Below are 11,081 nucleotides of genomic sequence, written 5' to 3' on the forward strand. Positions count from 1 at the left end.
ACTCCGGAGAGCGCCGGGCCCGGAGCGCGAGGCCGGAACCGGAGCGCCGGTCCGGATGGACGAGAGGTGTCGGGGGAGAAGACGCCCCCGGCCCCCAGGAGTGCGCGCCGTCCCACCACGGGCGGCACGGCCACTCGCGCACGCAGGGAAGGACGCGCACGCAAGGAAGACGGCTGCCATGGCCGATCCCAAGGGGTTCCTGACCACGCCGCGCCAGGACTGGCCGCGCAGGCCCGTCGGGGAACGGGTCCGGGACTGGAACGAGGTCTACGTCCCCGGCGCACTGCTGCCCATCGTCGGTCCGCAGGCCGACCGCTGCATGGACTGCGGTGTCCCCTTCTGCCACGACGCCTGCCCGCTGGGCAATCTGATCCCCGACTGGAACGACCTGGTCGCGCGCGACGACTGGTGGGCCGCGGCGGAGCGGCTGCACGCGACCAACAACTTTCCCGAGTTCACCGGAAGGCTGTGCCCGGCGCCCTGCGAGGCGGGATGTGTGCTCGCCATCAACCAGCCCGCCGTGACCATCAAGAACGTCGAGTGCGCCATAGCCGACCGGGCCTGGGAGGAGGGCTTCGCCGGGCCGGCCCCGCCGGACCGGCTCTCCGGCCGGACGGTCGCCGTGATCGGCTCGGGCCCCACCGGACTGGCCGCGGCCCAGCAGCTGACCCGGGCGGGCCACACGGTCGCGGTGTACGAGCGGGACGACCGGATCGGCGGGCTGATGCGGTACGGGATCCCCGAGTTCAAGATGGAGAAGCGTCATCTGGAGCGGCGCATCGGGCAGATGCGGGCCGAGGGGACGAAGTTCCGTACGTCCACGACGGTCGGGCGCGATGTCGACGCCGCCGGGCTGCGAACGCGTTACGACGCCGTGGTGATCGCCACCGGGGCGACCGCGTGGCGCGAACTGGACGTCCCCGGAAGGGAACTGGCCGGGATTCACCAGGCCATGGAATATCTGCCGCTGGCCAACCGGGTGTGCGAGGGGGACCTGGAGGCCTCCCCGCTGTCCGCCGCGGGCCGGGACGTCGTCATCGTCGGGGGCGGCGACACGGGCTCCGACTGTCTGGGCACGGCCGTGCGGGAGGGGGCCACGTCCGTGACGCAGCTGGACATCTACGACCGGCCGGGCGACGAGCGCGACGAGGTCACCGAGCCCTGGCCGACGTACCCGAAGCTGTACCGGCTGTCCGCCTCGCACGAGGAGGCGGGCGTACTGCGGACGGCGCCGGAGGCGGCCGAGGACTCGGACGCACGGCTGTTCGCGGCGTCCACGCTGCGTCTCACCGGCGACGCGGACGGGCGGGTGCGGGCGTTGCACCTGGTCGGGGTGGACGCGCAGCGCCGCCCTCGGCCGGACACCGAGCGGGTGCTGCCCGCCGGCCTCGTCCTCCTCGCGCTCGGCTTCTCCGGCCCCGACCAGGAGGACGGGCTCGTGGCCGGGCTCGGTCTGGAGCTGGAGCCGCGCGGCACGATCGCGCGCGACGCCGGCTTCGCCACGAACGTGCCGGGCGTGTTCGCGGCCGGGGACGCCGCCCGCGGGCAGTCGCTGATCGTGTGGGCGATCGCCGAGGGCCGGGCGGTGGCGGCGGCCGTCGACCGTCACCTGACCGACGGCACCACCCGGCTCCCGGCCCCCATCGGCCCGTACGACCGTCCGATGACGGCGTGACGCACCCCGCCGGGGGCGCCCGCCCCTCGCCCTCGGAGCCCTCGGGCCCGCCCGGACCTACGGCTTGCGCCCCACCGCCCCGTACCCCGGGATCACCCCGTCGTCCTGGCCGGGTACGGGCTCGCCCAGTTCGGGGTGCCACAGCTGGGGCACCCCGACGCCGGGTTCGACCAGTTCGAGGCCGTCGAAGAGGCGGGTGAACTCCTCGCGGGAGCGCAGGGCCAGGGTGACCCCCGCGGCCTTGAGCTTCTCGGTGGCCGCCTTCGATTCCTCGGGGGTGAAGTCGGACGTCGCGTGGGAGATCACGAGGTAGCTGCCGGAGGGCAGATCGGCGAGCAGCCGGCCGACCAGCTCGTGGGCGCCGTCCTCGTCGGGGATGAAGTGCAGCAGCGCGATGAGGGAGACCGCGACCGGCCGGTCGAAGTCGAGGATCTTCCGCGCGCCCTCCAGGATGCTCTGCGGCTCACGCACATCGGCCTGGAGGTACTCGGTCACCCCCTCGTCGGTGCCGCGCAGCAGCGCGCCGGCGTGGGCCAGCACGATGGGGTCGTTGTCGCAGTAGACGACGCGCGCGTCGGGTGCGATCTCCTGGGCGACCTGGTGGAGGTTGGGCTCGGTGGGAATGCCGGTGCCGATGTCGAGGAACTGGCGTACGCCCTGGCCGGCGAGCCAGCGTGTGGCGCGCTGCATGAACGCGCGGTTCACCCGCGCCATCACGGGCACCCGCGGGTCGAGGGTGAGCATCTGCCGGCCCATGGCCTCGTCGACGGGGTAGTTGTCCTTGCCGCCGAGGTACCAGTCGTACATCCGCGCGGTGTGCGGCTTGCTCGTGTCGATCTCGACGGGGTGCTGCCCGGTCATGACGAACTCCGTAAGTGTCTGCAACTGTTAGTGATCAACTTCAGTGCCAAGCAGTGTGGTGAGCGGAGCGGGGGAAGGGGGTGGGAGGGGGAACAAGCAACGTTGGGTGGACGTCGGCAAGCAACGGTAGAGCGGTCGACGAAGGTCAGGACAGCAGGAAATCCGCCTCTCCGGCTTTGGCTCCTTCGATGAAGGCCGTCATCTCGGCCGAGGTGTAGATGAGCGCCGGGCCGTCCGGGTCGGTGGACTGCCGTACGGCGATCCGGCCGTCGTCGAGCTTCATCGCCTCCAGGCAGTTGCCGCCGTTGCCACCGCTCCACGGCTTGTGCCAGCCCTCGCTGCCCAGCTCCCGCGCGGGCATGCCGTTGTAGATCATCTCGGTGCGGACGCGCGGTGGGGGCACCGGCGGGGAGGACAAGGACAGGGACAGGGATTTGATGTGGTTCATTCACAGCTCCTTGCGGAGATCCCTGAGGATCGCCTTCGTGCGATGTGCTGTAGCGGCCTGCGCCGCCATGCGGTCCATGACCTCGAGGTGGGTCGCCACCTCGGAGCGCGCGTCCAGGTAGACGGCGCCGGTCAGGTACTCGCTGTAGACCATGTCCGGCAGTTCGGGCATGGCGAATCGGAACAGCACGAACGGCCCGTACGTGCCGGGGTGCGGCCCGCTGGCGAACGGGGCGACCTGCAGCGTGACGTTGGGCAGTTTCGTGGCCTCGATCAGTCTGTCGATCTGGGCACGCATCACCTCCGGGCCGCCGACCGGGCGGCGCAGCGCCGTCTCGTCCATCACGACCCACAGCCGGGGTGCGTCGTCACGGGCGAGCAGATCCTGCCGTTGCATGCGCAGGGCGACGTGACCCTCGATGTCCTCGGGCCGGGTCTGCCCGATGGCACCCGAGCGCAGCACGCCACGCGCGTAGTCCTCGGTCTGCAGCAGTCCGGGGACGAAGTGGGGCTCGTAGCTGCGGATGAGCGTAGCCGCGCCCTCCAGGCTGACGTACATCGAGAACCAGCCGGGCAGGATCTCGTGGAAGCGCTGCCACCAGCCGGGCCGGTTGGCGTCCTCCGCCAGCTGTACGAAGGCGTCGGCCTCCTCGTCGGAGACCCCGTAGGCCTTCAGCAGGAGCTGGAGGTAGGGGATCTTGAGGGCGACCTCGGCCATCTCCATGCGCCGGACCGTGGCGGGGGCGACGCGCAGGACGCGTGCGGCCTCCTCGCGCTTGAGGCCGGCGCTTTCCCGCAGATCCAGCAGTCGCCGGCCGAGGACGACCTGGCCGACCGTCGGCGCGGACCGCGGTTCGCTCACGCTCCACCTCCCCGAAAAGGATTCCCGGCGTTCCCGGCGTTGCTGACGCCGACAGCCCTGACAGCCCTCACAGCTCTGCGGCGCCAATCCGAGAGCCGTCCGAAGGTTCGCTCAAGCCCTTTGACTCGAACACTTCTTCGGTGACCTCAACTGGCGCCGCGCGGAGTGCTGTTGCGAGCAGTGTGCCACGGCCGTCCAGACCGTCACACAACACTCTGGATTTTTCAGAGTGACACTTGCCAAGTGTGCACGGCGGAGCGATAGTGGCAAGCGTGATTCCGTCCGTGCCCTTAGGAACAGACGCCGCTGCGCGCCCCTTCGGTCCCGGCCCCGCCCAGGGTGCCGCCGACCCCGCAGGGGCTGTCGTCCAGCGCCGGTTCCGCTTCGAACTGGCCGCCCATCCGGGTTCTCCCGCGCAGGCCAGACGCCTGACGAGGGCCCGGCTGACCGGCTGGTCGGTGTGCGAGGACACCTGCGACACAGCGGCCCTGGTCGTCTCCGAACTCGTCACCAACGCCATCGTGCACACGGCGAGCAGCCACATAGTCTGCGAGCTGCACGACGGCGACGAACTGGTGCGCATAGCCGTGCGCGACGAAGGCTGCGCGCCCGGCCAGCCCCGTGCGAACACCCGGCAGCAGCCGGAGGAGGAGCACGGGAGGGGACTGCTGCTCGTCGACGCCATGTGCCACGCCTGGGGCGCCCACGAGCACGGTCCCGGCCTGCTGGTCTGGGCCGAGCTGCCGCGCAAGGCCGACGCACCGCGCCCGCCCGACGGACCGCACAACGACCTCGGCTGGGGCGAGCGCCCCAAGCCGGGCCCGGCCGACGGCCAGGACGACGGCGAGGAGCCCGAGCAGCGGCACCGCTCCGGAGCGGCGCCGACGGTCCCGCACGGGTCTCCTCGTCGGCACACGACCCCGCACCAGTACCGCCGGGACGGGGGGCGGGTGTGACGGGCTCTCGGACCCTGAGCCTGAACACGCTGGTCCGCCTCCGGCGCGGGCTGCACACCCCGCCCGCCCCGCTCCGGCGCCTGCCCGTCCCCGACGGGATGACGGCACCGATGGGCTGCGACGCGGTGGCGGTGCCGGCCCGTTTCGGACCGCTGGTCATGCCCCGGCTGCCACGGGTGGGGTGCGTGTACGCCGATGAGGCGCACTGGTGGTGGCTGGTTCCGTCCGATTCGGACTACGCCCTGGAGTGGCCCGCCCCCGCGCGGTACGAGGCGGGGGCCGTCGTACCGGACGCCCCGGACGTCCCCGGCCTGATCCACCGCCCGGACGGGACGCTTCCGTACACTCCGCCGATACCGCTCTACCTGGCGGTGTGCCGCCTGACGGACACGGCCCCGAGCTGGTCCCGCCCGGTCAGCGCTTAGGGTTCCCGAGCCTCACGCGGCCGCGTCGGCGCCGCCGTCAGCGCCGCGGACGATCACCAGGAACGTGTCGGTCGCGAGGTCCATGACCACCTCGGCGGGCAGGCCCTCCCTGCGCCGCGCCCGCGCGAACTCCTCCGCGGGCCAGGACCCGCGCGGTCCACCCGCGGGAAAGCGTTCAAGCACCGTTCGCCCGTTCACCGGCAACCTCTCGTCCAGCGCTGTACTCGTAAGAGTTAAACGCCGACGAGGGGTGATCGCCTCGCTCGGAGACCGTGCTGAGACGTAGGTGACACGCGTTCACCGTCAGGTGTGAGCCGGCTCTCCGGTTTTCCGAACGTTCGGTCGCTTTCCGCGCGCAAGCTCCTGCGCGTCGTATTCGTCTCGCGTCGCGAGACGGGCGGGTGCCCGGCTCACCCCGCGACGGGCACCTCCGGCAGCCGGACTCCCACCCGCTCGCGGCACACCGCCAGGTCCTTGCGGAGTGCGGCGAGCCGCTCGGTGTGGCGGGGGTCGAGCCGGCCCGTGTCGTCGAGGTGGACGGCGCAGGCGGTGGTGGTGTCGACGAGTTCCTCGAGGAGGGCGGCGAACTCGTCCGTGCCGCGGGAGTGCCGGGCGAGCGCGGGCAGCTCGGCGGAGGCGAGGGCGATGGCGGTACGGGCCTCGGCGAGGGCGCGGTAGGCCTCGCGGCGCAGGACCCAGCGGGCGGCGCGGTCGTCGGAGGCGCCGAGCACGTGGGCGAGGTAGGTCTGGGCGGCGCCGTCCGCTTCGGTGAGCCGGGCCCGGATGCCGTGGCCGCGCTGTCCCGGCATCGGGAGATGGCCGACGACGAGCACGATGGCGCAGGCGAGCAGCGTCTCGCCGATCCGCGCGACGGAGGCCTCCGGTTCACCGCCCACCATCACCAGGGCGAGCACGAGCACGGTGACGACGGTGGTCTGCGCGGCGAAGTGCCGGGCGGCGATGGGGATGAGCGCCCCGCTGACCGCCACCAGCGCGATGAGCCCTTCCGGCCGGGGCAGCACCGCGGCGAACCCGGCGAAGAGGAGCGCCCCGAGCACGGTTCCGGCGGCGCGGTTCAGCACCCGGGAGGCGAGCGGTCCGAGGTCGGGCTTGACGAGGAAGACGGCGGTGGCGGGCAGCCAGTACCAGTGCTCGTGCGGCCCGTACCAGCGGGAGTGGTGCAGGGCCTGGGCGACGGCGACGCTCGCGCCGAAGCAGAGGGCGACCCGCATGCCGTACTCCCGTCCCCGGGCGCCGAGGACGGTACGGGTGAGGGCGGCGCGGGACCGGCGGCGCGTGTGCAGGTCACCGCCCTCGGCCCGGTCGAAGGCCACGGCGGCGCGCAGGAGGGAGTCGTCGAGGGCGCGCAGCGCGGGGACGGACCGGGAGGGCGCGGGCAGCGGCCCGGTGGAGACGCCGCCGCGTACGGCCACGGCGAGCCGCCGGGGCCCTTCGGACGCACGGGCCGGTACGGCCTCCCCGGCCCAGGCGAGCGCGGTCGCGGCCTCGGCCAGCGGCAGCGCGGCGGCGTACTGCGCGTGCAGTCGCCGTTCGGCCGCTGAACCGGCGTACCGCCGCAGCCGGGGCCCGGCGAGCGCGTCCTGGGCCTGGTCGAGGGCTGCGGTGAGGGCGGCCCGCCGCACGGTGGCGGTGTCCGAGCCGGTTGCGTCGAGCAGTGCGGCGACGGCCTCGTACACACCGGCCACGGCGTGCCGCTCGCCGTCGAACCGGAAGCCGAACCGGGAGGCCCCTGCCGGAGAGCCCGGCGTGGGCAGCACCAGCCGCAGCAGGAGCAGCCACCCGGCCCCGGCGAGGTAGGCGAGCGCCCGCTCCCAGCCGCTCTCCGGCAACGGCATCCCGGCGCCGACCGCGACACCGACGAGCAACTGCGTGCCGACGGCGGAACCGACCGGTCCGAGGGCACTGACCCCGCCGGCGACCAGACCGAGCCCGGCCATCAGCAGCGTCAGCAGGACGGCCGGGGTGTGGTCCCCCGCATACGTCCCCACGGCCAGTCCGGCCGCCCCCGCGAGCGCGGGCACCCCGATCCGCCCGACCGCGGCCCGCCGGCTCCCGGGCCGGTCGTTGACCCCGGCGAGCATGGCGCCGATGGCGGCGGCGACTCCGGCGGTGGGCTGCCCGGCCAGCACCGCGACGAGCAGCACCGGCCCGGCCGACAGCGCCCCACGCGTGACCGCGCTCCATGGAACCGGTCCGCGCTGGGCCCGCAGGGCATGGGCGAGCCACGGAGGTACGGCGGGCGCGGTGCGGGACACGGGGCTCCAGTCGTCACGTCGGGGCGGGGGCGGGCTCGCGGGCGACGGTGACCGGGCGGGAGGGAACGTGGTGTCTACCGTAAGCGGGGTGAGGGGAGGGAAGCGAACGCGCGCGTTTCCGGGATGTGACGATGCGAACCAGGTCCGCGTCCCTCCATGAACGCGGCTCCGCCGAGTCCCGAGGACCCGGCCGAACTCGGCGGTTTCGAGCTGTCCGGCCGCCTGGACACCGGGATCGCGGCCGGCCCCGCCGGCTGGCCGCCGCCGCGGTCCTCGTGGGCACGCCAGTGCCCCTCGGGTGCGGTGGCGTGCCGGGTCGCACAGGATCGGGGAGTCGTCCGCCGTACCCGTAGATCGGAGTCCGCGTGATCCGGCGCGTCACCGTCCCCTCGCTCTTCCCGCCGCCCGCCTACTCCCACGCCTGTGTCGTCGAGGCGGGCACCAGGCTGGCGTTCCTCGCCGGGTCGGTCCCGCTGGACGCCGGCGGGAAGCTGGTCGGCGAGGGGGACCCGGTGCGGCAGGCCCAGCGGGTGATCGCCAACCTCGAGGAGCAACTGCGGTCGGTGGGAAGCGACTTCGCCCATGTCATCGCGACGGACGTGTATGTCGTGAGCGGTGAGCCCACGGTGCTCTCCGCCGTGTGGGACGTGGTGGAGGCGTCCGGGCTGAGCACGGGCCCCCACTCGTCGACCCTGATCGGTGTGGCCTGCCTCGGGTACACCGGGCAGCTCGTGGAGATCACGGCGACGGCGGTCGTACCGGACGCCGCCGACGCGTGATGACCGGTGACCGGGCAGTGAGTCCGCTCCGGGCCGTTTCGGACGACGACGCCGACGCCTCGGCCGCCGTCCGGCTGTGGTCCTTCGCCGCCGCGCTGCCGGGCGTGGTCCGGCCCCGCTCCGACGACGAGGTGTCGGCTGCTTCCGTCACGTCCTCGTGCCCCTGCGGGAGACGTGGGTGGGGGAAGCGGCGGACATCGCCGACCGCCGGCGGGGGCCGTCCACGGGGGGCCGTCAGGTGACCTTGACCCAGTCCAGGGTGCGTTCCACGGCCCGTTTCCAGTCCTGGTAGCCGCCCTGGCGCCGCTCCTCGCTCCATTGCGGGTTCCAGCGCTTCGACTCCTGCCAGTGGGAGCGCAGCTCGTCGGTGTCGCGCCAGAAGCCGACCGCGAGCCCGGCGGCGTAGGCGGCGCCCAGCGCGGTGGTCTCGGCGACCACGGGACGGCTGACCGGCACACCCAGTACGTCGGCCTGGATCTGCATGCACAGGTCGTTCGCGGTCACACCGCCGTCGACCTTGAGCACGTCCAGGTGCACGCCCGAGTCCTGCTCCATGGCCTCGACCACGTCGCGGCTCTGGTAGCAGATGGCCTCCAGCGTGGCCCGGGCGATGTGCGCACCGGTGTTGTAGCGGGCCAGGCCCACCATGGCGCCCCGGGCGTCGGAGCGCCAGTACGGGGCGAAGAGGCCGGAGAACGCCGGCACGAAGAACATTCCGCCGTTGTCCTCCACCGAACGCGCCAGCTGCTCGCTCTCCGCGGCGCTCCTGATGATCTTCAGCTGGTCGCGCAGCCACTGCACGGCGGCGCCGGTGACGGCGATGGAGCCCTCCAGCGCGTAGACCACGGGGCTGCCCGCGAACTGGTACGCCACCGTCGTCAGCAGCCCGTGGCTCGAGCGCACCAGCTCCGTGCCGGTGTTGAGGACCAGGAAGTTGCCGGTGCCGTAGGTGTTCTTGGCCTCGCCGGGAGAGAAGCAGACCTGGCCGACGGTCGCCGCGTGCTGGTCGCCGAGTACGCCGGTGATCGGGACGGCGGCGCCCAGCGGCCGGGAGGTGCGGGCCTCGCCGTACGCATCGGGATCGGACGAGGGGTGGATGGCCGGCAGCATCGAGCGGGGGATGCCGAAGATGTCCAGCAGTTCGTCGTCCCAGTCCAGGGTCTCCAGGTTCATCAGCATGGTCCGGCTGGCGTTGGTCACGTCGGTGCAGTGCACACCGCCGCCCGGGCCGCCGGTGAGGTTCCACAGCACCCAGGCGTCCGTGTTGCCGAACAGGGCGTGGCCCGCCTCGGCGGCCTCGCGCAGTCCGTCCACGTTCTCCAGCAGCCACTTGATCTTGCCGCCGGAGAAGTAGGTGGCCGGCGGCAGTCCGGCCTTGTGCCGGATGACGTCGCCGTGGCCGTCGCGTTCGAGGGCGGCGGCGATGCTGTCGGTGCGGGTGTCCTGCCAGACGATGGCGTTGTAGTACGGACGGCCGGTGCGCGGGTCCCAGACCACGGTCGTCTCGCGCTGGTTGGTGATGCCGATGGCCCGCAGGTCGGCGGCTGTCAGGCCTCCGGCACGGAGGCCGTTCTGGATCACCGTGTTGGTGCGCTCCCAGATCTCCACCGGGTCGTGTTCGACCCACCCCGACCGCGGCAGGATCTGGTTGTGCTCGAGCTGGTGCCTCGCCACCTCGTTCCCCGCGTGGTCGAAGATCATGAAGCGCGTACTGGTGGTCCCCTGGTCCACCGCGCCGACGAATTCGGGCATCGTTGCCGCCTCCTGGTGTGCCTAGGGTTCTTCGGTGGCCGGGCCTTCTTCGGCCTCCCCCGCCCGGGCCTTGAGCACCCGGCCGATGAGCAGGTCGTACACGGCCATCCCGAGGACTCCGCCGATGAGCGGGCCGACGATGGGAATCCACCAGTAGCCGCTGAACCATTGGAATGTTCCGGGCAGGGCGATCGAGCCCCAGCCTTCGAAATAGGTGAACAGCCGGGGGCCGAAGTCCCGTGCGGGATTGATCGCGTATCCGGCGTTGGTACCGAACGTCAGACCGATGACGACGACCACCAAACCGATGATGAACGGGTGGAGATTCGCCATGGGAGCAGTGTTACGGGTGTCGATGAGCGCACAGATCAGAAGAAGCAGGATTCCGGTGCCCACGATCTGGTCGAGCAAAGGACCCCACCATGAATTCCCGAAGTATTCGGCGGGGAATGTGGCGAAGATCGAGTAGGTTGCCAGTGATTCGTCCCGCGGGACACCCGCCTGGGTTTCGGCCGCGTCGATCGCCCATCTGTAGCACGCGTAGACGAGCGCGGCGGCCACGAAGGCTCCCACGACCTGCGCCAGCCAGTAGGGAAGGACCTTCCGCCAGGGGAAGTCCCGCCGTACGGCGAAGGCCAGGGTCACGGCGGGGTTGATGTGGGCGCCGCTGATACCGCCGGCCACATACACGCCGAACACCACGGCGAGGCCCCAGCCCCACGCGATGATGAGCCAGTTGTCGGCCCCGAACTCCACCGCCTGCCGGCCCGATCCGGGCAGGCCGACGACGGCTACGGCCACCGAACCGACACCCAGGAGAATCAGGACGAATGTTCCCAGAAATTCGGCGAGCATCTCACCGAAGATGCCTTCTCGATAGCCACGTCGTCGGGTGATACGTTTAGCCACCGGCCCTCCTCGGTTGGAATTCCGCTGCGTTTCCCTCCCCTTGTCGGAAGCGTATGTCCGCCGGAGAGATCACGCTTGCGGAGAGCCGGAATTCCCTCCCATGGAGTACGGGCGCGGCGGCGTTCATCCCCCGCGCGCG

11 protein-coding genes are annotated in these 11,081 nt (G+C 72.1%); 4 read left to right on the forward strand and 7 right to left on the reverse strand.

The genetic code is table 11. The features are described 5' to 3' along the window. Nucleotides 1-178: 178 nt before the first annotated feature. A complete protein-coding gene (locus tag ACFWVE_RS16845) occupies nucleotides 179-1,675 on the forward strand; it encodes a glutamate synthase subunit beta (protein ID WP_384014204.1) in 1,497 nt (498 codons plus the stop codon). Between the two features lie 57 nt (nucleotides 1,676-1,732). On the opposite strand, the gene ACFWVE_RS16850 is transcribed toward ACFWVE_RS16845, so the two are convergent. From ACFWVE_RS16850 to ACFWVE_RS16860, 3 genes are all read right to left on the reverse strand, one after another. Next, nucleotides 1,733-2,536: an SAM-dependent methyltransferase gene (locus tag ACFWVE_RS16850; protein ID WP_384014207.1), complete on the reverse strand. Its 804-nt coding sequence runs from the start codon at nucleotides 2,534-2,536 to the stop codon at nucleotides 1,733-1,735. Between the two features lie 145 nt (nucleotides 2,537-2,681). Next, nucleotides 2,682-2,984 carry a DUF397 domain-containing protein gene (locus ACFWVE_RS16855; RefSeq protein WP_384014210.1) on the reverse strand — a complete coding sequence of 101 codons (303 nt, stop codon included), beginning with the start codon at nucleotides 2,982-2,984 and terminating at the stop codon, nucleotides 2,682-2,684. Next, nucleotides 2,985-3,845 (reverse strand): helix-turn-helix transcriptional regulator, encoded by an 861-nt coding sequence (locus ACFWVE_RS16860; protein WP_384014212.1) that lies wholly within the window; start codon nucleotides 3,843-3,845, stop codon nucleotides 2,985-2,987. A gap of 263 nt (nucleotides 3,846-4,108) precedes the next feature. Here ACFWVE_RS16860 and ACFWVE_RS16865 point away from each other — a divergent pair, with 263 nt between their 5' ends. Next, on the forward strand, nucleotides 4,109-4,801 hold the full coding sequence (locus ACFWVE_RS16865; protein WP_384014215.1) for an ATP-binding protein: 693 nt from the start codon (nucleotides 4,109-4,111) through the stop codon (nucleotides 4,799-4,801). Next, nucleotides 4,798-5,226, forward strand: a complete 429-nt coding sequence (locus ACFWVE_RS16870; protein ID WP_384014218.1) for a hypothetical protein — start codon at nucleotides 4,798-4,800, stop codon at nucleotides 5,224-5,226. The genes ACFWVE_RS16865 and ACFWVE_RS16870 overlap by 4 nt, the downstream gene beginning before the upstream one ends. A 12-nt stretch (nucleotides 5,227-5,238) precedes the next feature. Here ACFWVE_RS16870 and ACFWVE_RS16875 read toward each other — a convergent pair whose 3' ends face one another. Further along, a complete protein-coding gene (locus tag ACFWVE_RS16875) occupies nucleotides 5,239-5,424 on the reverse strand; it encodes a hypothetical protein (RefSeq protein WP_384014221.1) in 186 nt (61 codons plus the stop codon). Nucleotides 5,425-5,636: 212 nt separating this feature from the next. Beyond that, nucleotides 5,637-7,502 carry an FUSC family protein gene (locus tag ACFWVE_RS16880; RefSeq protein WP_384014224.1) on the reverse strand — a complete coding sequence of 622 codons (1,866 nt, stop codon included), beginning with the start codon at nucleotides 7,500-7,502 and terminating at the stop codon, nucleotides 5,637-5,639. Between the two features lie 365 nt (nucleotides 7,503-7,867). Between ACFWVE_RS16880 and ACFWVE_RS16885 the strand changes: the two genes are divergently transcribed. Continuing rightward, the gene (locus ACFWVE_RS16885; RefSeq protein ID WP_384014226.1) at nucleotides 7,868-8,281 is read left to right on the forward strand and encodes a RidA family protein; all 414 of its coding nucleotides are present in this window, start codon (nucleotides 7,868-7,870) and stop codon (nucleotides 8,279-8,281) included. Between the two features lie 234 nt (nucleotides 8,282-8,515). Here the strand turns inward: ACFWVE_RS16885 and glpK are convergent, their stop codons facing one another. Both glpK and ACFWVE_RS16895 read right to left on the reverse strand, forming a co-directional pair. Continuing rightward, the gene (gene glpK, locus ACFWVE_RS16890; protein WP_384014229.1) at nucleotides 8,516-10,033 is read right to left on the reverse strand and encodes a glycerol kinase GlpK; all 1,518 of its coding nucleotides are present in this window, start codon (nucleotides 10,031-10,033) and stop codon (nucleotides 8,516-8,518) included. Between the two features lie 21 nt (nucleotides 10,034-10,054). Then, entirely contained in the window at nucleotides 10,055-10,888 is an 834-nt protein-coding gene (locus ACFWVE_RS16895; RefSeq protein ID WP_384014238.1) for an MIP/aquaporin family protein, read from the reverse strand. Nucleotides 10,889-11,081 lie beyond the last annotated feature (193 nt).

Source organism: Streptomyces sp. NPDC058632 (genome assembly GCF_042717095.1).
GTDB lineage: Bacteria > Actinomycetota > Actinomycetes > Streptomycetales > Streptomycetaceae > Streptomyces.